Here is a 23265-nt window from a genome sequence, read left to right as displayed (position 1 = left end):
GCCGCCGGATAGCCCCCGGCGGCCGGGGAAGGGGCCGCCTACTCCGCCTTCACCGTGTTGCGCAGGCGGCCGATGCCGTCGATCTCGCACTCGATCACGTCGCCGGGCTGCAGCGTCTTCGGCGGCTGCATGGCGTAGCCCACCCCCTCCGGCGTGCCGGTGATGATGACATCGCCGGGCTTCAGCGTGAAGCCGATGGAGAGCTGGTGGATGATCTCCTTCACGTCGAAGATCATCTTCGAGGTGTGGCTGTCCTGCCGCTTCTCACCGTTCACCCAGAGCCGGATGCCGGTGTTCAGCGCGTCCAGCTCCGCCGCCGGGATGATCCAGGGGCCGAGCGGGCAGGAGCGGTCCAGCGACTTGCCCTTGAACCACTGGCCGTAGCGACGCTGCAGGTCGCGCCCGGTGACGTCGTTGCCGATCGTCCAGCCGAAGACGTGCTCGAGCGCCCGCTCCTTCGGGATGTCGCGGCCCTCGGTCCCGATGATGACGGCGAGCTCCACCTCGTAATCCAGCCACTGGGTCACGCCGGCATGCGCGGGGATCCAGTCCTCCGGCGCGATGACGCAGTCCGGCGCCTTGGTGAAGAATTGCGGGTATTTCGGCAGCTCGGAATTGGCGATGCCGCGCGTGCGGTCGCCCTCCGCGACATGGTCCATGTAGTTGCGGCCGACGCAGAAGACGTTGCGGCGCGGGCGCGGGATGGGGGCGAGCAGCGTCCAGGCGCCGGCCGGCAGGATCGCGGCCGCCGGCGGGTCGGCGGCGAGGGCGCGGATGGCGGCGAGGGCGCCGGGCCCGGCCGCGATCAGGGACAGCATGTCGCCGGCGCCGGGCACGCCCGGGACGGCGGAGAGGTCGAGCATCCGGTCGCCTTCCAGCACGCAGCCGATGCGCACGCCCTTGGTGTCGGTGAAGGTGGCAAGCCGGGTCATGGACGTTCCCCTGTACAACGAGTCGCGGCCGGCAGGGGACCGCGCGCCGGCCGCTCTGGCAAGTCCCCGCGGCGGGAGCCCACGCTGCCAGGGTTGTCGTGGGCACTGAAAATACTACCTTAAGTTGATGATGCGCTGCCGATCTGCCAGTATACCGCCGGCCGGTCCCCATCGGGGCGGCGGAGTGCCCCATGCCGACCGGTTCGCCAATGCCAGCCCCCCTGCGCCGCCGCGCCCTCCCGGTCCTGGTGGCGCTCGGCCATGCCCGGCCGGCGGCGGCGCAGGCGGAGGCCTGGCGCGCCGCCTGGGCCGCCTTTCAGTCCCGCTTCGTCGCGCCGGAGGGGCGGGTCATCGACACCGGCAATGGCGGCGTCTCCCATACCGAGGGGCAGGGCTGGGGCATGCTGTTCGCCTTGCGGGCGCAGGACCGCCAGGGTTTCGAGCGCCTGCTGGCCTGGACCCGGCGGACGCTCGCGCGCCCCGGGGACAGCCTGCATGCCTGGCGCTACCGGCCCGATGGCGGCCTGCGGGTGGACGACCTGAACAATGCCACGGATGGCGACCTCTGCATCGCCTGGGCCCTGCTGGAGGCCGGGGCGCGGTGGCGCGCACCGGAGCATCATGCGCTCGGCAGCGCCATAGGCCGGGACGTGCTGCGCCTGCTGGTGCGGCAGGCCGGTTCCATCAGCCTGCTCCTGCCGGGGGCTCTGGGCTTCGAGCGGGCCGACAGGTTCGTGATAAACCCGTCCTACTACGTCTTCCCGGCCTTCCGCTGGCTGGCCCGGGCGGTGCCGGATCCTGCCTGGGCCCGGTTGGCGGCCGACGGCTTGCTGCTGCTGCGGCAGGCCCGTTTCGGCCGCTGGGAACTCCCGCCCGACTGGCTGGAAGTGGACCGGAGGTCGGGGATCCCCGCGATCGCGCAGGCCTGGCCACCGAGGTTCTCCTACGACGCCGTGCGGGTTCCGCTCTGGCTGGGCTGGGCCGGCTTGCGGGACGAGCCGACCTTCCGGAATGCGAACCGGTTCTGGTCCGGCCGGGCGGCGCTGCCGGCCTGGGTCGATCTCACCTCCGATGTCTCCTCGCCCTACTCCGCCTCCGCCGGCGTCGCCGCGCTGGCCCAGCTTGTCGCCGGCGGCAGCGGGACCCCGGCACTGCCTTCGCCGCGCAGCCTCCTGCTGGCGCAAAAATATTACGACGCTGCACTTACCATGCTGGCCGCGGCCGCCGCGGAGGGGAACCAGCCAGCCCAGGACTGAGATTTCGGCTGCCAGCGAGAAAGAGCGTTCACTTTTTCAACGCATAATTGCTGCTGGCTTGCTGGTGGAAGGTGCAGAAACGGAATGTCGCAGGACACCGATATCAACCGGGTTGCGAACTCCCTGAGGACGACCGGGCTGCGCTACCGCAGCTTCGGGAACGAGCCCGTGCGCCCGGTCATCCCGCCGCAGGCAAACGCCGCGGTAACGATTTCTCGCCTAGATGCGCCTGAGGAGAGCGCGGCAGACGCGCCGCCTGTGCCGGAGGGTGCGAGACCAACCATGAAGCTGCTTGTCGAGGCGATGGGCAAGGATGCCGCGCCGACCGCGTCCGCGCCCGCCGGCGCGCCGGACAACCCCGCACAGGCCTGGCCGCTGCTGCAGACGCTGGACCAGCCGCCGGCCGCCACCGAGCCGCAGGCCGGGACCCTGGTCCGGCTCTTCGGGAACGAGCCCGCGCCGGCCCCGCAGGTGCCGCCCATCGTCGCCCGCGGACCGGTCCCGTCCTTCATGGCGCCGCCGCCCGTTGCCCCGGCCGGCCCCTTCGGCCAGGTCTTCGGCGCGCCACCGCAGGCGCCGGTGCCCGATCCCCGGGCGACCGCCGCGCCGCCCGCCCTGGTACCGGCCGAGCGCGTCACCACGCCGCTCGCCGAGATCCTGCAGCGACTGGCCCGGGGCGCGAGCATCCCCGCATCGCCCTTCGCCGCGCTCCGCCTGCCGGGCTCCACGCCCGGCTTCCGCTGACCCGGCGGGGTAGCCGATGCCCCTGCTCTGCATCGCATCGCCCAAGGGGGGCGTGGGGAAGACCATGCTCACGGCCAATCTTGCCGATGCCTTGCGGCGGCAGGGCCGGCGCGTGCTGGCGCTCGACCTCGACCCGCAGAACGCGCTCCGGCTGCATTTCGGCCTGCCGCCGGCGGACGGTGCCGGCTTCGCCGTGGAACTGCTGCATGGCGGCCCCTGGCGCCCGCATATCCGCCAGACCCCGGCGGGGGTCGCGCTGCTGCCGCATGCCACGGTGACAACCGAGGAGGCGCTCGCCCTCGCCGCCGCGCTGGAGCAGATGCCGGAGCGCCTGACCGCCCCGCTGCGGGAGATGCTGGCGGACCGCGACATGATCGTGGTGGTGGACCTGCCGCCCGGGGCGTCGCGCGCGCTCGACCTCCTCGCGCCGCTGTCGGACCTGACGATCGTGGTGCTGCTCGCCGATGGCCACGGCGCCGCCCTGATGCCGGACATCGATAGCGGCCGCTTCCTCGGCCTCGGCGCGCTGCCGGGCGCCCGTCAAGGCCGCCTGCGGCTGGTGCTGAACCAGGTCGACTATACCTCGCGCCTGTCGCGCGCGGTGGCGGAGGCGATGGCGCGCCATCTCGGCCCGCGGCTGCTGGGCGCCGTCGCGCGCGAGGACGCGGTGGCCGAGGCGCTGGCGGCCCAGCGCCTCATCCTCGATAGCGCGCCCTCCAGTCGGGCGGCGCTGGATCTGCGGGAACTCGGCGGGGCCGTGGCCGGCATGTTGCCGCAGCCCGCCGAAGCCGCCCAGGCATGGTGGTCCCGATGAGCGCCGCACGTCATCCCGAACGCCTCGCGCGCATCCCCTTCGTGCGCAACCGCTATGCCGGGGCCGCGATGGCCGCGCTCGGCCTGCTCATCGCCGGCGTGGTCATCACCGCGCCGCTGCAAGCGGAGGAGCAGCTTGTCTTCGCCATCGCGGGCTTCCTGGCCTCGCTGCTGCTCGACCGCCTCAAGGGCCATGCCGTCACGCTCGCTCTCGCCGGCGTCTCCTGCATCGTCTCGCTGCGCTACCTCTTCTGGCGCCTCACCGACACGCTCGACTTCACCTCCTGGAGCCAGGCCTTCCTCGGCCTCGGCCTGCTGGCGGCGGAGATCTATGCCGTCATCGCGCTCGTCATCGCCTATATCCAGACCGCCTGGCCGCTGCACCGCAGGCCGGTCCCGCTGCCCGACGACGTCTCGCAATGGCCGCATGTCGACGTCTTCATCCCGAGCTACAACGAGTCGCTCGACATCGTTAAGCCGACCATCTTCGCCGCTCTCGCGCTCGACTGGCCGGCGGACAAGCTGCATGTCCATGTGCTGGACGACGGCCGCCGCGCCGACTTCCGGGAGTTCTGCGCGCAGGTCGGCTGCGGCTACATCATCCGGCCGGACAACAAGGGCGCCAAGGCCGGCAACATCAACCACGCGCTGACCAAGACCACGGGCGAATACGTCGCGATCTTCGATTGCGACCACGTGCCGACGCGCGCCTTCCTGCAGCTCACCCTCGGCTGGATGCTGCGCGACCGCGGGCTCTGCATGGTGCAGACGCCGCACCACTTCTACTCGCCCGACCCCTTCGAGCGGAACCTCGCCAGCGGCGAGAGCGTGCCGAACGAGAGCCTGCTGTTCTACGGCCTGATCCAGGAAGGCAACGACTTCTGGGGCGCCACCTTCTTCTGCGGCTCCTGCGCCGTCATCCGCCGCACCGCGCTCGAGGGCATCGGCGGCGTGCCAACCTCGACGGTGACGGAGGATTGCCACGCCTCGCTGCGCATGCAGCGGGCGGGCTGGCGCACCGCCTATCTCCGCATCCCGCTCGCCGCCGGCCTCGCGACCGAGCGCCTGATGCTGCATATCGGCCAGCGCCTGCGCTGGGGCCGCGGGATGATCCAGATCCTGCGGACCGAATGCCCGCTCTTCATCCGGTCGCTGAGCTGGTCGCAGCGCCTCTGCTACTTCATGGCGATGTACCACTTCCTCTTCCCGCTGCCGCGCTTCGTCTTCCTGACGGCGCCGCTGGCCTGGCTGCTGCTGGGGGAGAATGTCATCGCCGCCTCGCCGCTCGCCATCCTCGCCTATGCGGGGCCGCACATCCTGCACTCGACCACCACGGGCAGCCGCATCCAGGGGCATGTGCGGCACTCCTTCTGGTCGGAGATCTACGAGGCCGTGCTGTCGGTCTACCTGCTGCCGGTGACGCTGGCGACGCTGCTCGATCCCAGGAAGGGAAAGTTCAACGTGACGGACAAGGGCGGAACCCTGCAGGAGGGCTATTTCGACCTGCGGGCCGTGGGACCCAACATGGTCCTGGCCTTCTTCCTCCTCGTCGGCGTGCTCTGGGGCGTGGTCGGCATGGCCACCAACCCCGTCGGCTCGCTGGAATTCCAGGCCTTCGCCCTGAACCTCTTCTGGGCGATGCTGTGCCTGCTGACCGTGCTCGCCGGCCTCGCCGTGGGCCGGGAACGGCGGCAGGTGCGCGAGCGTGCCCGCATCGGCGCGCAGGTGCGCGCCACCATCCGGCTGGCCGACGGGCGGATCGTCGAGGCCGGGACGCGCGACCTCTCGCTCGGCGGGGCGGCGCTCGACGCCCTGCGGCCGGATGGCCTGCCGGACGCCGGCGAGGTGATGCTGACGCTCGATGTCGGCGCCGGCAGCGTCACCTTCCCGGCCGAGATCCTCCGCTGGACCGGGGATCGCGCGCAGCTCCGCTTCACGCCGCACGACGTGCAGGACGAGGGCAATGTCGTGCGGGCGGTCTTCGGCCGCGCCGATGCCTGGGTGGACTGGGACGACCTCCGCCGGGACAGGCCGCTGCGCGCCTTCATCGAAGTTATGCGCAGCGTGACCGGCCTGTTCCGCGGCGGCTCGCAGTTCTCGCTGCGCAAGGCGCAGCGGTCGGCGGCGCTGCCGGCCGCCAGGACACCCGCCCTGGCGCCCGACAGGACGGCGCCGGAGGCCGCGCCGGCGCCCGCCGCGCCGGTGGTGCCGCCGCTGCGGGCCTCGCGCGCCGCGGCGGTGCTGCTGGCCCTTGGCCTGGCCCTGCCCGGCACCGCGCTGGCGCAGGCGCGGATCGGCCAGCAGCCCTTGCCGGCGCCGCAGCCCGCGGCGCCGGCCCCTGCCACCGCGCCCGCGCCCGTCGCGCCGGCGCCGGTCGCCGCGCCGCAGGAGGGCGCGGGCGCGCGCCGCGTTGCCTATACGCTGCGCCAGCTTGGCCTGCGGTCGCCGATGCAGCTCCGCGGCACCACCGACCTGCAGGGCGTGCTCTTCGGCGTCCGCGGCGACGAGGTGGTGACCCAGGCCCGGCTGGTGCTGCAGGGCGCTACCTCCCCGGCCCTGCTCCCGGAGCTCAGCCAGATCGCCGTCACGCTGAACGAGCAGTTCATCGGCGCGATCCAGCCCGACCGTTCGCGGCCGAGCTTCGGCCCGATCGAGTTCCCGGTGAATCCGGTCTTCTTCGCCGACACCAACCGGCTGAACATGCGCTTCTCCGGCCGCTATGCAGTGGAGTGCAACGACCCGCTCTCCGGCCTGCTTTGGGCGACGGTGTCGGACACCTCGACGCTGCACCTGCTGCTCGAGAAGCTGCCGCCGGTGCGCGACCTGGCCCGGCTGCCGGAGCCCTTCTTCGATGCGCGCCTGACCCGCGACCCGCTGGTCCTGCCGGTGGTGGTGCCGGAGGGCGCGGGGAACGAGGTGGTGCGGGCGGCGGTCGTCGCGGCCTCCTGGTTTGCGGTGCAGGCCGATTACCGCGGCGCGCAGTTCTCCGTCTCCGGTGCCCTGCCGCCGCGCGGCCATGCGGTGGTGATCGCGGCCGGGCCGGATGCCGTGCCGGGCCTCAGCCTGCCGCGCTTCGACGGGCCGACCATCGCCCTGGTGCCGCACCCCTCCGACCCCTATGCGGCGGTGCTGGTCCTCGGCGGGCGCACGGGCGCGGAGGCGGCGGCGGCGGCGACCGTCCTCGCCGTCGGGCGGGAGGCGCTGTCGGGCGAGGCGGCGCTGGTGCAGGCGCCGGAGCTCCGGCCGCGCGCGCCCTACGATGCGCCGCGCTGGGTGCGCACGGACCGGCCGGTCCGGCTGGGCGACCTGGTCGACCCGTCCGAGCTGCAGGCCTTCGGCTATGCGCCGGGCGCGATCTCCATCCCCTTCCGCACCGCACCCGATCTCTACACCTGGCGCAGCCGGCCCCTGCCGCTGACGCTGGCCTATCGCACGCCGCCGGCGCCGATCGCCGATGCCGCGGTCTCCCGCCTCGACGTCTCGATCAACGACCTATACCTGCGCAGCCTGCCGCTGCAGGGCGCCGAGCCCTCCTGGCCCTGGTCCTGGTTCGTGCAGCAGATCGGCCGGGCCGAGCGGCGCGAGGGCACGGCCGGCATCCCGCCCTGGAGCGTGTTCGGCCAGAACGACCTGCAGCTCCGCTTCGACATGCGCCCGATCGCGCGGGGCGACTGCACCGGCATTCCCTCCGACATCCGGGCCTCGATCGATCCCGACAGCACGCTCGACCTGTCCCGGGCCCATCGCTTCACCACGCTGCCGAACCTCGCCTTCTTCGCCGGGTCGGGCTTCCCCTTCACCCGGCTCGCCGACCTCTCCGGCACCGCGGCGATCCTGCCGGACCGCCCCTCGCCGCAGGAGCTCTCGGCCTTCCTCACCCTGATCGGCCGGCTCTCCGCGACCGTCGGCCATCCGGCGACGGGCCTGCAGGTGGTCAGGCCGCAGGCCCTGCAGCAGGTGGCCGGCCTCGACCTGATCGTGGTCGGCGCGCTCGGCCGGCAGCCGGCGCTGGGCCAGCTCCTGCACGACGCCCCGGTGCAGCTCGATGGCAACCGGCTGACCGTCGCCACGCCCGATGCGCTCGCCGATATCCGCCACATCTTCGGCGGCGGCGACCGACGCGGCGCGGCGGAGCGGGCAGCGGCGCAGCTCGCCTCGCCGGGCGAGGGGCTGGGCGCCCTGATCGGCTTCGAGTCGCCGCTCACCGCGGGCCGCTCCGTGGTCGCGCTGACCGGCAGCACGCCGGCGGCGGTGGAATCCATGGTGCTCGCGCTGCGCGACCCCGAGCAACTGCCGCGGGTCCAGGGCGACCTCGCCCTGCTCTCCGGCGGCCGGGTGCAGGGCTATGCGCTCGGCGGCCGCTACACCCATGGCGAGTTGCCCTTCTGGCTCTGGCCGCAATACCTGCTGGGCGACGATCCGGTCGGGCTGCTCGTCTTGCTGTTCCTCGGGCCGCTGCTGGTCGCGGCGCCGCTCTTCTGGGTCCTGCGGCGCCGGGCCGTGCGCCGCCTGCGTGAGAGGACGACGTGAGCCGCCCCGTTCGTCTTGCCGGTGTCGCCGTCGCCGCGGCCCTGGCATCCGGCCCTGCCCCTGGGCAGACGCTGGCCGCCCGTGCCACGGTTTCGGAGGCCGCCGTCGCCACCCTGCTGGAGCAGGCGAATTACTGGCGCCTGCAGAACCGCCCGGACCAGGTTGCCCGCGCGCTCGACCGCGTGCTGGCGGTCGACCCGCAGAATGCCGAGGCGCTGGCCGGCGCCGCCCAGGCCCAGGCCCAGCTCGGCAACCGGGCCGCGGCGGATGCCCTGATCGCCCGGCTGCGCGCCGCCGCGCCCGCCGATCCGCGGCTGCAGGAGACCGACCTCGCCCTGCGCGCCTCCACGGTGGATCCGGCCGCGCTCGCCGAGGCCCGGCGCCTCGCCCAGGCCGGCCGCGCGGCGGATGCGGTCGCGCGCTACCGGGAGGTGTTCCGCGGCAGCACGCCGCCGGACCCCTTCGCGCAGGAATACTATGCGACGCTCGCCGGCACCGATGGCGGCTTCGAGGAGGCGCGCAAGGGCCTCGCCCGGCTGGCCGAGCGCGCGCCGGCCGATGCCCGGCTGCAGCTCGCCTATGCGCAGGTGCTGACCTATCGCGACGGCACCCGGGCCGAGGGCATCGCGCGGCTGCGCCGGCTTGCCGCCGGGGCCGACAAGGGCGGTGCGGTGACCGCGGCCTGGCGGCAGGCGCTGCTCTGGCAGGGTGCGGGCCCGGCGCTCATCCCCGATCTCGAGGCCTTCCTCGAGCGCAACCCGAACGATCCCGCCATCACCGGCAAGCTGGCCGAGGCCCGCACGCCACCGGCGCCGGGGGCCGCCGGCCCGCCGGACGAGGCTGCCGCGGCGCGGCTCCGCGGCTTCGATCTGCTGAACGCCAACCGGGCGCGCGAGGCGGGCCGCGACTTCGAGGCGGCGATCGCGCGCAATCCGGAGGATGCCGATGCGGTCGGCGGCCTCGGCATCGTGCGGCTGCGCGAGGGCCGCTTCGGCGAGGCGCGCAGCCTGCTCGAGCGCGCCATCCGGCTCGACCCCGCCAAGCGGGCCAACTGGCAGAAGGCGCTCGACGGCGCGAGTTATTCGGCCGAGCTCGCCGCCGCCCGCGGCCAGATCCAGCAGGGCGACCTCGACGCCGCCGAGCAGAGCCTGCGCCGCGCCCTCTCCCGCGGCCCGAGCGACAGCGCGGATGCCGAGGCGCTGCTCGGCGACATCGCGCGCCGGCGCGGCGACCTCGAGGGGGCGGAGGCGCGCTACCGTGCCGCGCTGTCGCGCCGGCCGAATCTCGGCGCGGCGACCAGCGGCCTCTACGAGGTGCTGCAGCAGCAGGGCCGTTTCGCAGAGGCCGAGGCGCTGCAGGGCCGCGCCGCCCGCGCCGCCAACGAGGCCGGCGCGAATGCCGCCCGCGCCAACCAGCTCCGCACAGAGGCGCAGCGCGCCAACGACCCCGAGGACCAGCTCATCCGGTTGCGGGAGGCGATGACGCTCGATCCGGCCAGCCCCTGGATCCGGCTCGACCTCGCCCGCGCCCTGGCGCGCCAGGGCCAGCAGGCGGAGGCGCGCCAGTTGATGGAGGCCGCGGCTGGCACCAATGCGGCCGAGGCGCTGCATGCCGCCGCGCTCTTCGCCGATGAGGACGGCCGGCCGGGCGATGCCGCGGCCGCCCTGAACCGGATCCCGGCGCGGCTGCGGAGCGCCGATATGAACCGCCTGCTCGCCCGCGGCCGGGTCGCGGCGGAGGTGGATCACGCCACCACGCTCTGGCAGTCCGGCCGGCAGGCGGAGGGGCGGGCGGCGCTGGTCGCCATTGCCGCGCGGCCGGACCCGACCGGCGGCGCCGGCGCGCTCGCGGTGCGGGCGCTCGGCAGCCTCGGCGACCGGGAGGGCGCGGTGCAGGCGGGGCGGGCGGCGGTCTCCGCCAATGCCGCCGCCCCGCCCGCGGCGCGGCTCGCTGTCGCCGGCGCGCTGCTCGGCGCGGGGGCGGAGCAGGAGGCCGGGCAGATCGCCCGCTCGGTCGAACTGCTGCCCAACCTTTCGGCCGAGGATCGCCGGCAGGCCACCTCGCTGCAGGCCGGCTTCGCCATCCGCGCCTCCGACCGGCTCAACGAGCAGGGCAACCAGGCCGCGGGCTACGAGGCGCTGGCGCCGGTGCTGAGCCGCGACCCGACCAATCCCGCCGCCAATCTTGCCCTGGCGCGGCTCTACCAGGGGGCGCGGCAGCCGGAGCAGGCGGCGCAGATCGCGGATACCGTGCTGCGCAGCAATCCCGGCAACATGGAGGCGCGCGTCGCCGCGGTGGATGCCGCGATCGCGCAGCGCGACTGGGACCGGGCCGAGGCGCTGCTGCTCGAGGCGCGCGCTTTCAACCCGGGCGATGCACGCGTGCCGCTGATGGAGGCGCGGATCGCCCGCGCGCGCGGCTACAATGCCCGCGCGCTGCGGGCGCTCGAGCGGGCGCAGGAGCAGGCCGCCGCCCGCGGCGGCGTGACGCCGGTGGCGGCGGCCGGCGCCGTCCCGACGGGCAATCCCTTCCGCCAGGTCGGCACGGCCGTGGCGGCCGGGCCGGGCACGCTGCCCGCGGGCGACCCGGTAGTGGCCGAGATCCAGCGCGAACTGGCCGCGGTGCGCGAGGAGGCTTCGGCATATATCCAGGGCGGCGTCGCCGGGCGGTTCCGCTCGGGCACCGCGGGTCTCGACAGGCTGTCGGACTTCTCCGCGCCGATGACGGCGAGCCTGCCGGTCGGCGGGATCGGCGGGCGGCTGACGGCCACCATGGCGCCGGTGACCATCGATTCCGGCAGGCTCGACAACGGCAACCTCAGCACGTTGCGGAGCTTCGGCACCAATGCCCTGGTGCCGGACCTGCGGCAGCCCGCCGGGCAGCAGACCGGGCCGAGCCAGGCAATCCGGGAGCGCTATACCCCGCGCGACGACAGCGCCGCCGGTCTCGGACTCGGCCTGGCCTATACGCGCTCGGCCTTCAGCGCCGATGTCGGCACCACGCCGCTCGGCTTCCGGCAGCAGAACGTCATCGGCGGCATCGAGATCGCGCCCGCGCTGACCAACACGCTGCGGCTGCGCCTGACCGGCGAGCGGCGGCCGGTGACGGACAGCCTGCTCTCCTGGGCCGGCGCGCGCGACCCGAGTTCCGGCCAGGTCTGGGGCGGCGTGGTGCGCACCGGCGGCCGCGCACAGCTCGAGATCGGGACGCAGCCCGTCTCCTTCTACGTCGCCGGCGGCTATTCGACCTTCCAGGGCGATCGGGTGCAGAACAACAGCCGGTTGGAGGCGGGGGCCGGTGCGTCCTGGACCGTCTACCGCGAGCCGAACGAGCAGCTCACCGCCGGGCTCGACCTCGTCTACTTCGCCTATGACAAGAACCAGCGGCTCTTCACGGTCGGCAACGGCGGCTATTTCAGCCCGCAGAGCTATCTCGGCGTGAACCTGCCGGTGGACTACCGCGCGCGCAGCGGCAACCTCGCCTACCATCTGGGCGGCACCATCGGCTACCAGAGCTATCGGGAGGATGCGGCGAAGTACTTCCCGCTGGATCCCGGCCTGCAGGCGCAGGCCGAGCTGGCGGCGGCGGGCGATGGCACGCTGCGCGCCGGACTGCCCGCCTCGCAGAGATCCGGCATCACCGGCGGCCTGCGGGGCGACATCGAGTACAGCATCACGCCGCAGCTCCGGATCGGCGGGCTGCTGCGCTATGACCGGACGGCGAACTGGAACGAGGCGCGGGGCATGCTCTATGCGCGCTACCGGTTCGACCGCTGATCGCGCATGGATCGGCACAGCATTCAAGCGGGATGCGTACGGGCCTGCCGCCGCGCCCTGGCACGCCCGTCGCCCGGGCCCTTTCACCGGGCCGGCATGATCGCCGGTCCCATCTGGAATCTCCACGGCGGGGCCATGCCTGCCGCCGCGCCAAGCAGAGGTGTTGCATGACAGCCGTCACCGATTTGCGCTCCGTTTCCTACCTCGCCCGCCGGGGCGTCTCCGCCCAGTGGCGCGGCTTCCTGCAGGCACTGATCGAGACGCTCGACGCCAATCTCGACACAGCGTCGCGCGATGCGCTGCTGTTGGCAGTCGGCGCGCGGCTCGGCGGGCTCATGCCGCTGCCCTCCTGCGCCAGCCTCGGCGAGTTGGAGACGCGCATGAACGAGGCGCTGGCCGGCTGCGACTGGGGCTGGGTCGAGGTCTCGCTCGACCCGCAGGACCGGTCCCTTGTGCTGACCCACAGCGCGGCGCCCTCGATCGCGGCGGGGACGGAGGCGAACGGCGCCTGGATCGCCGCGGTGCTCGAAGGGCTGTATGGCGCCTGGCTGGGCGGCCAGCCCGGCGCGGATGCCGGCCTGTCGCCCCGCCGGGTCGGTGGCACCTCCGCCACCGTGACGCTGCGCTACGGCCGGGGCTGAAGCGCGCCGATGACCGAAGGGCCGGATGGCCCGGAGGTCTGAATGGGCTCGCCCAACATACAAGGCGGCCGCGCCGACGCCGCGCCGCCTCCGGCTTCAGCCGGCGGGCGGCACCGCGATCTCCAGCCAGCCGCGGCCATCCATGCGCGCGGCATCGCCGGTGCGCAGCAGTACGGTCGTCGTCGCGCTCTCGACGATGGCCGGGCCGGCGATCGCCTGGTCCGGCACCAGCGCCTCGAAGCGGTGGACCGGCGCGAGGACGGGATTGCCGTCCAGCAGGATGCGGCGCGGCGCGGCCGGCATGGCCGGCGGCGGCGCCGTGCCGATCGCCGCGGCCTGGCGCGGCAGCAGGCCCGTCACCGCGACGCGGGCATTGACCAGCACGACCTCCTCCTCCGGCAGATCGTAGGTGAAGAGCGCGCGATGCCGGGCATGGAAGGCGGCGCGGACCTGCCCGCCGGGGTCCGGCCCGTTCCAGTCGATGGCGTCGAGCGGCACGGCGATCTCGAAGACCTGCTCGCCGTAGCGCATGTCGGCCGAGCGCCGCGCCGCGACCTCTCCGCCATGCCAGCCGGCCATGCGGGCGCGGCCATCCGCTTCCAGTTCGTCGAACATGGCGCGGAGCGCCGCGTCCTCGGGCAGGCCGGTCGGAGTCACGGCGCTGCGCGAGAGCTCGTAGCGCAGGTCGGTGTGCAGCATGCCCCAGGCGGAGAGGCCGGCGGCGAAGACCGGCACGGCGGCCTGGCGCAGGCCGAGCTCGCGCGCCACCGCCGTCGCATGCAGCCCCGCCGCGCCGCCGAAGGCCAGCAGCGCGAAGTCGCGCGGATCGACGCCGCGGCGGACCGTCGCCAGCCGCACGCCATCGGCCATGCGGGCATTGACCAGGGCGTGGATGCCGGCGGCGCAGGCCTCCGGTGTGAGGCCCAGCCGCGCCGCCAGCCCCGCGACCGCCTGCCGCGCCGCCGCCAGGTCCAGCCGGCGCGCGCCGCCCAGGAAATTGTCGGCATCCAGGTAGCCGAGCACCAGGTTGGCGTCGGTGACGGTCGGCGCCGTCCCGCCCTGCCCGTAGCAGGCCGGCCCCGGCACCGCGCCGGCTGATTGCGGCCCGACCTGCAGCGTCCCGCCCGGGCCGAGATGGGCGATGGAGCCGCCGCCGGCGCCGAGGGTGACGATGTCGAGGCTCTCGAGCGCGATCCGCTCCCCGCCCACCACCCGGCCACGGCCGAGCGTGGCCTCGCCCGCCGTGACGAGAGCGATGTCGGTCGAGGTGCCGCCCATGTCGAAGGTGACGAGGTCCTGGCCGAGCCCCTCCGCCGCCAGCGCGACCGCCGCGGCGACCCCGCCGGCGGGGCCGGAGAGGGCGGTGCCGACCGCGAGCCGGGCCGCCTCCTCGACCGGCGCGACGCCGCCATGGGAGAGGATGACGAAGAGCGGCCCGCCGAAGCCCGCCTCCTCGAGCCGCCCGGCGAGGCGGCCGAGATAGCGGGAGACCACCGGCCCGACATAGGCGTTCACCGCGGCGGTCGAGAACCGCTCGAACTCCTTGATCTGCGGCAGGACATCGGCTGAGCAGGTGACGAAGGCGCCGGGCAGGGCGGCGGCAACCGCCGCGGCTGCCGCATGCTCGTGCTGCGGGGCGGCCCAGCTATGGAGGAAGCCGATGGCGACGCCCTCCACCCCCTCGGCCTGCAGGCGCGCGATGGCGGAGTCCAGCGAGGCCTGGTCCAGCGGCACCTCGACGCGCCCGTCCGGCCGCAGGCGCTCCCGCACCCCCAGGCGCAGGCGGCGCGGGACCAGGGGCTCGGGGGCGGGCAGGCGGAGGTCGTAGCGCTCGGGCTTCAGGCCCTCGCGCATCTCGATGACGTCGCGATGGCCCTCGGTGGTCAGCAGGCCGATGCGGGCGCCCTTGCGCTCGAGCAGGGCATTGGTGGCAACCGTGGTGCCGTGGACGATGCGGGCGGTCTGCCGCAGCAGGTCGGCGAGCGTCAGGCTCAGGGCCTCGGCAAGGTTCCGCAGGCCCTGCACCACGCCCTCCGACTGGTCGGCCGGGGTGCTGGCGGCCTTGGCGAGGGTCTGGCTGCCGTCGGCGCCGATCCCGACCACGTCGGTGAAGGTGCCGCCGACATCGATGCCGATGGTATAGGCGGGCATCAGACATAGCCCTCCGCCGCGTCGCGCGCCCGTGCCTCGGGCGAGCGCTGCTCCGACGGCCCCCAGCCGCCCCCGCCGCCGGCCTCGACCAGCAGCCGGTCGCCGGGCTCGACGGGGATGCCGACCTCCTTCGTCTTCAGCACCCGTTCGGTGCCGTCGGCATGGCGGAGGCGGTAATGGTGCGGCCTGCCGTCCTGCCCGCCCAGCATGCCGGCCGCGCCGTGCCGCACGCCGTCGCCGGCGGTATTGGCCCGGCAGGGGCCGACGGACTCGATCTTCAGAATCAATTGCCCGCCCAGGCCGCCGCGGTGCCGGCCGTCGCCGGCCGAGCCGGGCAGGAATTCATGCCGCTCGAAGAGCAGGGGGAAGCGGGCCTCGGCCATCTCGACGCTGCCGAATTTCAGCCCGCCGGCGGAATGCCACTCGCCGGCGGTGGACCAGCCATCGCCGCGGGACGAGCCGCCGCCGCCCGGCCGGGCATGGAACATGTGCCATACGAACCTGCGCCCCGGCCGTCGCGCGTCCTGGCCGGTGATGGCCACCCGGAAGCGCCGGCCCCAGCCGCCCATGGCCCGCTCCGGGCATGCATGCTGCAGGGCGCGGATGATCGCCTCGACGATCTCGTTGGAGCAATGGCTGGTGCACATGGTCACCGGCGCGCCCTCCCGCGCCCAGACCACCGTGCCCTCCTTCGCCACCACCTCCAGCGGGCGGAAGGCGCCGTCGTTCTTCGCCACCTCCGGGTCCAGCAGGAAGGCGAAGGCCATCGCGGTGGCGCTGCGCATGTTGGGGTAGCTGGAATTGACGAAGCCGGTCGCCTGCGGGTCGCTCTCCGTGAGGTCCACGGTCAGGCTGTCGCCGCGCTTGGTGCAGCGGGCGCGGATCGCGATGTCCTGACGCCCGAAGCCGTCATCGTCGAGGAAGGCCTCGCCCAGCCAGGTGCCGTCCGGCCAGGCCGCCAGGAGGCGGCGGGCATGCGCCTCCGACAGGTCGAGGATGGCGGAGACCGCCGCCTGCATCGCCGCCGCGCCGTATTTCGCCAGCAGCGGCTGCAGGCGCTGCTCACCAAGCCGCGCGGCGCCGATCATCGCCATCAGGTCGCCACGGAAATCCCGCGGGATGCGGGTATTGGTGGCGAGCATGCGGATCAGGTCCTCCCGCAGCGCGCCGCCCTCGCCCAGGCGGATCGGCGGGATGCGGAGGCCCTCCTGCCAGATTTCCGTCGCACCAGGGTTGTAACCTCCATGAGTGGCGCCGCCGATATCCGACTGGTGGGCGCGCACGACGGACCAGAAGCGCAACACCCCTTCCGCGAAGACGGGGATGATGATGGTGAGGTCGGGCAGGTGGCTGCCGCCGTGATAGGGGTCGTTCAGCAGGAAGGTGTCGCCGGGGCGGATGTCGCCGGCGAAGGCCTCCGCCGCGGCCTTCGCGGCCCAAGGCATGGCGCCGACATGCACCGGGATGTGGTCCGCCTGCGCCACCAGGCGGCCCTCGGCGTCGCAGAGCGCGATGGAGAAGTCGCGGGAGGAGTTGAGGATCTGGCTGTAGGAGGTTCTGAGCATCGCCTCGCCCATCTCCTCGACGATGGCGCGGAGGCGGTTGTCGAGCACGGCGAGGGTGACCGGGTCGGGCGCCCCGCTGGCGGATGCGGGGGCGGCGGGCATGGGGACGGGCATGGCGGAACGGTCGGCCGGGCCGGCCGTGGCCGTCAAGCCACGCCGCCCGGGCATCGTATCCGCTCGTCGTGGATCCGTGATATGCGCGCGCTTTCGCGCGCGTCCCAGGACGCCGGCCTGCCGGCATGGAGAGCATGAGCACCACTTATCTGCGCAGCCCCGAGGCCGGCCTGCTGGCCACGCCGCGACCGGCCGCTTCGCCTGCCCTGCGCCTGCGCGCCCTGATCGAGGCAGCCTTCGTTCCGTTGCTGATGCTGGGCGCCTCCCTGCTGTTCCGCAGCATCGGCTTCACCGTGACGGTGATCGATACCGACGAGGGGCTGTACCTGGTCCAGGCGCGGGAATGGCTGCGCGGCGGCTGGCCGCTGGTCGCGGTCTGGGACATGCACCCGATCGGCGCGCCGGCGGTCTATGCCGCGGCCATCGGGCTGTTCGGCGACAGCATCGCCACGATCCGGATGCTCGGCATCGCCTGCGTGGCCCTGGCGGCCTGGGCGCTCTACGGCGCGGTGCGGGCGGCGGGCGGAGTGCGGCCGGTCGCCGTGGCGGCCGGGCTGCTCTACATCGCGCATACCGTCCTGCTCTTCGGCCTGGCGAGCAACACGGAGGTGCTCTTCGCGCCCTTCGTGGTGGCCACCGTCGCGCTCGGTCTCCGGGCTGGGGTGCGGGCGCTGGAGGGCGGCGCCGGCCCTGGCTGGGGCGAACTCGCCCTGATGGGCCTGCTGATGGGCTGCGGCTTCGCCATCAAGCCGGTGGTGACGCCGGAGGGGTGCCTCGCTTTCGCGCTGCTGACCTTCCCGGCGCTCTGGCGGCGCGTGCTGCCCTTTCGGCGGTTCCTCGGCATGGCGGCGGCCTATGCCGCGCTGGTGCTGACGCCGACCACGCTCTTCGCCCTGGCCTATGCGGCGCAGGGCGACCTGACGGAGTTCCTCGACGGCAGCTTCCTGGCGCCGCTGCGCTATGCCGAGGCGCGGCTCTCCCTGCACGATGCGGCGCAGCGGGTGCAGGTGGCGGTCATGGTGCTGCTCTGGCCGCTGCTGCTGGCCGGCCTCACCCTGGCGCGCTGGGGGCTGCGGCGGGGGCGGGGCGGGCGGCTGGCGCGCGTCGCGGTGCTGTGGTTCGCCTGCGGCAGCCTTGCCATCATCGGGCCGGGCTTCTTCTACCCGCACTACTTCCTGATCTGGATGCCGCCCATGGCGATCCTGGCCGCCATGGGCGCCTGGCGCCTGGCGCGGTTCGCCCGGCCGCGGCGGGCCATGGCGGCCTTCGTGGCGCTGGTCGCCCTGGTGGCGGCGGAGGCCTGGCGGCAGGAGGCGACGGTGCGCATCGGCCGCGGCACCGGCATCTACGGGCCGGATCCGGTCGCCGAGGTGGCGAAGGCGGTGAAGGCGCGCCTGCAGCCGGGCGAGGCCATCTTCGTCGCCAACTACCACCCGGTGATCTATGCGCTGACCGATGCCGCGCTGCCGACGCGCTTCGTCTTCCCCGAGCACCTCACGGGCGGCTTCACCCAGGTCTCCGACATCGACACCGATGCCGAGTTGCGGCGGGTGCTGGCGATGAAGCCGCGCATCGTGGTGGTGGACCGCGGCTGGTGGTGGCATCTGCGCCCGAGCGCGGCGGCGATCCTGACCGAGGTGCTGGGCCGCGACTTCGAACTCGAGGCGACGGTGGCCGAGGAGCGCGGGCCGGTCGAGCTCTGGCGGCCGAAATCCTCCTGACGCGGCGGCGCGGCACCGGCCGCCGCCTGGGTTTGCATCGCCGCGCCGCCGGCGCATCATCCCCGGACAACACCGGGGGAAACGTGCATGAGCGACGCGACGGGCCTGACCATCCTGGCCGAGGGGCTTCGCTTCCCGGAAGGGCCGATCGCCCTGCCGGATGGCAGCGTCATTCTCGTCGAGATCGCGGCCGGGCGGATCACCAAGGTCGGACCGGACGGCGGCAAGACGGTGGTGGCGACGCCGGGCGGCGGGCCGAACGGCATCGCCATGGGGCCGGGCGGGAAGATCTATTGCTGCAACAATGGCGGCTTCCTCTGGCACGAGGGGCCTGAGGGCCTGCGTCCCGCCGGCGTGCCGGCCGATTATGCCGGCGGCCGGATCGAGGTCATCGACCCCATGACCGGCGGCGTCACCCGCCTCTACGACCGCTGCGGCGAGAACACGCTGAAGGGGCCGAACGACATCGTCTTCGCCCCGAAGGGGTCACCGGGGGAGGGCGGCTTCTGGTTCAGCGACCTCGGCAAGGTGCGCGCCCGCGACCGCGACCATGGCGGGGTCTATTGGGCTGCCTCGGACGGCTCAAGGATCGTCGAGGCTGCCTTCCCGATCTTCGGTGGCGCCAATGGCATCGCCCTCTCGCCCGATGGCCGCACGCTCTATGCCGCGGAGACCGAGACGGGCCGGCTCTGGGCCTGGGACGTGGAGGGGCCGGGCGTGGTGCGGAAGGACCCCTGGCCCTCCTCGAATGGCGGGCGGGTGATCTGCCAGTTCCCGGGCTACCGGCGCCTCGACAGCATCGCGGCGACGGCGGCGGGCAATATCTGCGTCGCCACGCTGGTGAGCGGCGAGATCACCACCGTCTCCCCCACCGGCGAGATCCTGCGGGTCGTGAAGATGCCGGAGCGCATGCCGACGAACATCTGCTTCGGCGGGCCCGGCCTGCGCACGGCCTATGTCACGCTCTCGCTGACGGGCCGGCTGGCGGCGATGCCCTGGGACGAGCCGGGCCTCGAGCTTCCCTTCGGTTGACACCACACGTCACGCCGGTAGACCCCGGCGCGACCTACGGTGTCACGAGCAGTTCCACGCGTCCGGGCCCGCACCCGCCCGCGATCTGCTCCGGCGGGAGAGACGGCAATGGCCCTCTGGGTGCGCTATGCGCAAGGCGAGACGCGCGGCTTCGGGACGCTGGAGGGCGGGACGATCGCCGTCCATGCGGGCGACCTCCTCGCCGGCGCGGCGCCGACCGGCGAGACGCTCGCCTTGGCCGATGTCTCCCTCGAGGCGCCGGTGCGGCCGGGGGCCTTCATCGGGTTGTGGAACAACTATGCCGAGCTTGCGGCGAAGCAGGGGAATGCGACGCCGGAATTCCCCCTGTACTTCCTGAAGAACCCGCGCTGCGTCGTCGGACCGGGCGAGGCGATCCGCCCGCCCGCGGGCTACACGGGCAAGGTGCTGTACGAGGGCGAGCTGGGCCTGGTCATCGGCCGCACCGTCTCGAACGCCGATGAGGCGGAGGCCGAGGCCGCGATCTTCGGCCTGACCTGCGTGAACGACGTCACCGCCCTCGACCTGCTGACCGCCGACGCCTCCTTCCCGCAATGGGCGCGGGCCAAGGGCTGCGACGGCTTCGGCCCCATCGGCCCGGCGATCGCCACCGGCCTCGACTGGCGGGCGCTGCGGGTGACGGTGGCGCTGAACGGAAGGGTGCGGCAGGACTACCCCTGCAGCGACATGATCCTGCCGCCGGCGCGCATCGTCTCCCTGATCTCGCGGGAGATGACGCTGCAGCCCGGCGACGTGATCGCCTGCGGCACCTCGGTCGGCGCGCTGCCCATGCGGCCGGGCATGACCGTGGAGGTGACCATCGCGGGGATCGGGACGCTGTCCAACCCCTACGCGCCGGGATGAGGGCGCTCGCCGGGTGCGCACGGCTGCCAGGGCCGGCACGCCGGAACCCGCGGTGCGCCCCCGGGTTGAGGGCCGGCGCCGCCAAGGAGACCCGCCGCATGGACACCGTCAGCGTCATCGGCGGGCTCGCCACGCTCTGCTCCACCACCAGCTTCGTGCCGCAGGCCTGGAAGGTGATCCGCACGCGCGACACCGCCTCGATCTCGGCCGGGATGTATGCGGTGACGGTTCTCGGCTTCTCGCTCTGGCTGACCTATGGCTGGCTGAACGGGCAGTGGCCGCTGATCGTGACGAACGGCATATGCCTGCTGCTCTCGGCCTTCATCCTGGTGATGAAGCTGCTGCCTAAGCGGCAGAAGGAGCAGGTGGCTGAGGCGCTCGACCCAGCGGCGGGGTGAGCGCCCGAGGCGGGCGCCCGACCGGGTGAAGCGCGGCTTCGCCCCCGGGCCGGCGCCGCGCCGATGACGTTCGGCCGTGATCGCCTTTGCCACGGCCGAAGGCGTTGCCGCCCGGACTGGACCGCCTGCCACCCCGCTTGACGCGGCGCAGCATGCGCTGGCCTATCCCCCGCGCATGCCAGCCTCCGTCCCCATCGCCCTCTTCGCCCTCGCGGGCTTCTCCACCGGCGCCGGGATGCGGATGCTGGACCCGCTGCTGCCGCTCGTCGCCGGCGAGTTCGGCGTCACCGTCGCGCAGGCCACCGCCCTCGTCGCCGGCTTCGTCCTGCCTTACGGCCTGGTGCAACTCTTTGCCGGCCCGCTCGGCGACCGGCTGGGCAAGGTGCGCATCGCCTGCTGCGCCGTGCTCCTCTTCGGCCTCGGCCTGCTGGCGAGCGGCCTCGCCACCGGCTTCGCCGGCCTGGTCGCGCTGCGCGCCTGGTGCGGCTTCTTCGCCGGCGCCGTCATCCCGCTGCTGATGGCGCATGTCGCGGACAGCGTGCCCTATGCCGAGCGGCAGGTGACCATCAGCCGCTTCCTCACCGGCATGGTCATGGCCCAGCTCCTGGCCGGCCCGGTCTGCGGCGTGCTGGCGCAATATGCCGGCTGGCGCATGCCCTTCCTGGTGCTCGGCCTGCTGACCCTCGGCATCGGCGGCCTGCTCGCCCGCCATCTCGGCGCCGCGCTGTGGCGGGGCGATGCCGGGCGCGGGGCTGGCCGCGGCATGGCGGCCTATCTCGATCTGCTGCGCAGGCCCTCCGGCCGCTGGCTCATGGCGGTCGCCTTCGCCGACGGCTTCCTGCTCTTCGGCGGGGCCTTCCCCTTCACCGGCTCCTTCCTCATCGAGGTCTTCGGCCGCAACGCCGCCGAGGCCGGCCTCGTCGTCGCCGGCTTCGGCCTCGGCGCCTTCGCCTATACCCGCGCCGCCCGCCACCTGCTCAGGCGCTTCGGGGAGCGCGGGCTGCTGACCCTCGGCGGCGCCGGCCTCGCGGTGCTGCTCACGGTCCTCGCCCTCGCGCCGGCCTGGCCGGTGGTGGCCGCGGCGCAGGTCGTGCTCGGCCTCGCCTTCTACATGTTCCACGGCGTGCTGCAGACCCTGGCGACGGAGGCCCTGCCGGAGGCGCGCGGCACCGCGGTCGGCGCCTTCGCCCTCGCCCTCTTCCTCGGCCAGAGCGGCGGCTCGCTCGCCTTCGGCCTCGGCCTCACCGTGGTCGGCTATCGCGGCGCCTTCCTCGCGGCCGCGCTCGGCGTCCTCGCCCTCGCGCTTTGGGCGCGGCGGGGGGCGCGTGTAGCCTGAGGCCCGGAACGCCGGGAGGGTCGGCCATGGATCGCATGTATCTCGAGGATTTCGCGGCGGGGCAGGTCTTCCGCTCCCCCACCTATGCGGTGACCGAGGCGGAGGTCCTGGACTACGCCCGCCGCTACGACCCGCAGCCCTTCCACCTCGACCATGAGGCGGCGAAGGGCACGCTCTTCGGCGGCCTGGCGGCGAGCGGCTGGCACACCGCCGCCATGACCATGCGGCTGATCGTGGACAGCGAGTTCCGCCCGGCCTGGGGCGTCATCGGCGGCCGGATGGAACGGCTGGAATGGCCCCGCCCGGTGCGGCCGGGCGACGTGCTGCACGTGGTCACCGAGGTGCTGGAGGTGATCCCGAGCCGCAGCAAGCCCGGCCAGGGCATGCTGCGGGTGCAGTGCACCACCTGCAACCAGCGGGACGAGCCGGTGCAGGTGATCGTCCCGAACATCATCGTGCCGCGCCGGCCGGGCTGAGCCGGCGGGCACGGGGTCAGGCGATGCCGTCGAGCAGCGCCGTGACCTCGGCCGGGGCGGTGATCGGCGCGAAATGGCCGGCGGCGATCTCCACCCATGTCCAGCCCGGCTGCCGCCGGACCCAGTCGCGCATGCTCGCCAGTGCAGGGAAGGGCGGCGAGTTGGCGAAGACATAGGTCTTCGGCCGGCCGTTGCCGAAGGGGTTCTCCAGCCGCAGCGGCGTCTCGTAGCTGCCGAGCGGCTGCGCCGCCATGTGCCGGTGCACCCAGTCGGCCAGCGGCCCTGGCGGGATGCCGAGGGCGCCGAGGCCCGCGAGCGGCGGCGGCGGCACCGCGAGCCCGCCGCCGCGCTCCTCGGCCGCGCGGCGGCGCTCCGCCACCACCTCGGGCGGGTAGCTGTCGGAGAAGCTCTTGCCGCCCTCGATGACCAGGGCGTCGAGATAGACCAGGTGCCGGATGCGGCCCGGGATGCGGTCGGCGACGCCGGTGATCGGGATGCCGCCGAAGCTGTGCCCGACCAGGACGACGTCCTCGAGCTCCTCGGTCTCGATCAGGCTCGTCACGTCGGTGACGAAGGTGTCGAGCGTGATGCCACGCGTCAGCAGGTGGCGACGCTCGCCGAGGCCGGTCTGGGTGGGGGTGTAGACGCAATGGCCGCGGGCGCGCAGCCGCTCCGCCACGGGCGCCCAGAGCCAGCCGCCGGTGAAGGAGCCATGGACCAGCACATAGGTCCTGCCGCGGGCCGCGAGCAGGCCGGGCGGCTGCACCGCGGCCGGCGAAGCGGCGGCCAATTGCAGGAGCGGACGACGATGCATGCTGGACCTCCTCTGCCCCGACCCGGGTAGCCCAGGGCCACGGCGGCGGTCCCGAGCGGCCGCCGAAGGAATGGCGAAATTCGC

At 73.7% G+C, this 23265-nt stretch carries 16 protein-coding genes; 12 read left to right on the top strand and 4 right to left on the bottom strand.

What is annotated here, in order from left to right; all coding sequences use genetic code 11:
• Window positions 1-38: 38 nt before the first annotated feature.
• Window positions 39-932, bottom strand: a complete 894-nt coding sequence (locus Q7A36_RS06985; RefSeq protein WP_305102946.1) for a fumarylacetoacetate hydrolase family protein — start codon at window positions 930-932, stop codon at window positions 39-41.
• 191 nt (window positions 933-1123) lie between these two features.
• Between Q7A36_RS06985 and Q7A36_RS06980 the strand changes: the two genes are divergently transcribed.
• From Q7A36_RS06980 to bcsD, 6 genes are all read left to right on the top strand, one after another.
• On the top strand, window positions 1124-2188 hold the full coding sequence (locus Q7A36_RS06980) for a glycosyl hydrolase family 8 (protein ID WP_305102945.1): 1065 nt from the start codon (window positions 1124-1126) through the stop codon (window positions 2186-2188).
• A 282-nt stretch (window positions 2189-2470) separates the two neighbouring features.
• Window positions 2471-2932: a hypothetical protein gene (locus tag Q7A36_RS06975; protein ID WP_305102944.1), complete on the top strand. Its 462-nt coding sequence runs from the start codon at window positions 2471-2473 to the stop codon at window positions 2930-2932.
• Between the two features lie 16 nt (window positions 2933-2948).
• Window positions 2949-3746, top strand: a complete 798-nt coding sequence (gene bcsQ / locus Q7A36_RS06970; RefSeq protein WP_305102943.1) for a cellulose biosynthesis protein BcsQ — start codon at window positions 2949-2951, stop codon at window positions 3744-3746.
• Window positions 3743-8275 (top strand): UDP-forming cellulose synthase catalytic subunit, encoded by a 4533-nt coding sequence (bcsA, locus tag Q7A36_RS06965; protein WP_305102942.1) that lies wholly within the window; start codon window positions 3743-3745, stop codon window positions 8273-8275. The genes bcsQ and bcsA overlap by 4 nt, the downstream gene beginning before the upstream one ends.
• Entirely contained in the window at window positions 8272-12051 is a 3780-nt protein-coding gene (locus Q7A36_RS06960) for a cellulose biosynthesis protein BcsC (protein ID WP_305102941.1), read from the top strand. The genes bcsA and Q7A36_RS06960 overlap by 4 nt, the downstream gene beginning before the upstream one ends.
• 167 nt (window positions 12052-12218) lie before the next feature.
• The gene (bcsD, locus tag Q7A36_RS06955; RefSeq protein ID WP_305102940.1) at window positions 12219-12692 is read left to right on the top strand and encodes a cellulose biosynthesis protein BcsD; all 474 of its coding nucleotides are present in this window, start codon (window positions 12219-12221) and stop codon (window positions 12690-12692) included.
• Window positions 12693-12788: 96 nt separating this feature from the next.
• Here bcsD and Q7A36_RS06950 read toward each other — a convergent pair whose 3' ends face one another.
• Window positions 12789-14843 carry a hydantoinase/oxoprolinase family protein gene (locus tag Q7A36_RS06950; protein WP_305102939.1) on the bottom strand — a complete coding sequence of 685 codons (2055 nt, stop codon included), beginning with the start codon at window positions 14841-14843 and terminating at the stop codon, window positions 12789-12791.
• Window positions 14843-16558: a hydantoinase B/oxoprolinase family protein gene (locus tag Q7A36_RS06945; RefSeq protein WP_305102938.1), complete on the bottom strand. Its 1716-nt coding sequence runs from the start codon at window positions 16556-16558 to the stop codon at window positions 14843-14845. The genes Q7A36_RS06950 and Q7A36_RS06945 overlap by 1 nt, the downstream gene beginning before the upstream one ends.
• A 98-nt stretch (window positions 16559-16656) precedes the next feature.
• On the opposite strand from Q7A36_RS06945, the gene Q7A36_RS06940 reads away from it, so the two are divergent.
• The 6 genes from Q7A36_RS06940 to Q7A36_RS06915 all read left to right on the top strand — a co-directional run bounded on the left by Q7A36_RS06940 (window position 16657) and on the right by Q7A36_RS06915 (window position 22367).
• Window positions 16657-18243: an ArnT family glycosyltransferase gene (locus Q7A36_RS06940; protein ID WP_305102937.1), complete on the top strand. Its 1587-nt coding sequence runs from the start codon at window positions 16657-16659 to the stop codon at window positions 18241-18243.
• A gap of 87 nt (window positions 18244-18330) precedes the next feature.
• A complete protein-coding gene (locus tag Q7A36_RS06935; RefSeq protein WP_305102936.1) occupies window positions 18331-19275 on the top strand; it encodes an SMP-30/gluconolactonase/LRE family protein in 945 nt (314 codons plus the stop codon).
• 108 nt (window positions 19276-19383) lie between these two features.
• Window positions 19384-20157, top strand: coding sequence for a fumarylacetoacetate hydrolase family protein (locus Q7A36_RS06930; RefSeq protein ID WP_305102935.1), 774 nt, complete (start codon window positions 19384-19386; stop codon window positions 20155-20157).
• 98 nt (window positions 20158-20255) lie between these two features.
• A complete protein-coding gene (locus Q7A36_RS06925) occupies window positions 20256-20555 on the top strand; it encodes a SemiSWEET family sugar transporter (protein WP_305102934.1) in 300 nt (99 codons plus the stop codon).
• A gap of 175 nt (window positions 20556-20730) precedes the next feature.
• On the top strand, window positions 20731-21891 hold the full coding sequence (locus Q7A36_RS06920; protein WP_305102933.1) for an MFS transporter: 1161 nt from the start codon (window positions 20731-20733) through the stop codon (window positions 21889-21891).
• A 26-nt stretch (window positions 21892-21917) separates the two neighbouring features.
• The gene (locus tag Q7A36_RS06915) at window positions 21918-22367 is read left to right on the top strand and encodes a MaoC family dehydratase (protein WP_305102932.1); all 450 of its coding nucleotides are present in this window, start codon (window positions 21918-21920) and stop codon (window positions 22365-22367) included.
• 16 nt (window positions 22368-22383) lie between these two features.
• Here the strand turns inward: Q7A36_RS06915 and Q7A36_RS06910 are convergent, their stop codons facing one another.
• Window positions 22384-23181 (bottom strand): alpha/beta fold hydrolase, encoded by a 798-nt coding sequence (locus Q7A36_RS06910; protein WP_305102931.1) that lies wholly within the window; start codon window positions 23179-23181, stop codon window positions 22384-22386.
• Window positions 23182-23265: the final 84 nt, after the last annotated feature.

The organism is Paracraurococcus lichenis, from assembly GCF_030657435.1.
Lineage (GTDB): Bacteria > Pseudomonadota > Alphaproteobacteria > Acetobacterales > Acetobacteraceae > Paracraurococcus > Paracraurococcus lichenis.
This window is presented reverse-complemented; position numbering and strand designations above follow the sequence as displayed.

Excerpts from the sequence above, each read along its gene's own strand:
- Q7A36_RS06985 (WP_305102946.1), bottom strand. The coding sequence starts at position 932 with ATGACCCGGCTTGCCACCTTCACCGACACCAAGGGCGTGCGCATCGGC.
- Q7A36_RS06980 (WP_305102945.1), top strand. The coding sequence starts at position 1,124 with ATGCCGACCGGTTCGCCAATGCCAGCCCCCCTGCGCCGCCGCGCCCTC.
- Q7A36_RS06975 (WP_305102944.1), top strand. The coding sequence starts at position 2,471 with ATGAAGCTGCTTGTCGAGGCGATGGGCAAGGATGCCGCGCCGACCGCG.
- bcsQ (WP_305102943.1), top strand. The coding sequence starts at position 2,949 with ATGCCCCTGCTCTGCATCGCATCGCCCAAGGGGGGCGTGGGGAAGACC.
- bcsA (WP_305102942.1), top strand. The coding sequence starts at position 3,743 with ATGAGCGCCGCACGTCATCCCGAACGCCTCGCGCGCATCCCCTTCGTG.
- bcsD (WP_305102940.1), top strand. The coding sequence starts at position 12,219 with ATGACAGCCGTCACCGATTTGCGCTCCGTTTCCTACCTCGCCCGCCGG.
- Q7A36_RS06950 (WP_305102939.1), bottom strand. The coding sequence starts at position 14,843 with ATGCCCGCCTATACCATCGGCATCGATGTCGGCGGCACCTTCACCGAC.
- Q7A36_RS06940 (WP_305102937.1), top strand. The coding sequence starts at position 16,657 with ATGAGCACCACTTATCTGCGCAGCCCCGAGGCCGGCCTGCTGGCCACG.
- Q7A36_RS06935 (WP_305102936.1), top strand. The coding sequence starts at position 18,331 with ATGAGCGACGCGACGGGCCTGACCATCCTGGCCGAGGGGCTTCGCTTC.
- Q7A36_RS06930 (WP_305102935.1), top strand. The coding sequence starts at position 19,384 with ATGGCCCTCTGGGTGCGCTATGCGCAAGGCGAGACGCGCGGCTTCGGG.
- Q7A36_RS06925 (WP_305102934.1), top strand. The coding sequence starts at position 20,256 with ATGGACACCGTCAGCGTCATCGGCGGGCTCGCCACGCTCTGCTCCACC.
- Q7A36_RS06920 (WP_305102933.1), top strand. The coding sequence starts at position 20,731 with ATGCCAGCCTCCGTCCCCATCGCCCTCTTCGCCCTCGCGGGCTTCTCC.
- Q7A36_RS06915 (WP_305102932.1), top strand. The coding sequence starts at position 21,918 with ATGGATCGCATGTATCTCGAGGATTTCGCGGCGGGGCAGGTCTTCCGC.
- Q7A36_RS06910 (WP_305102931.1), bottom strand. The coding sequence starts at position 23,181 with ATGCATCGTCGTCCGCTCCTGCAATTGGCCGCCGCTTCGCCGGCCGCG.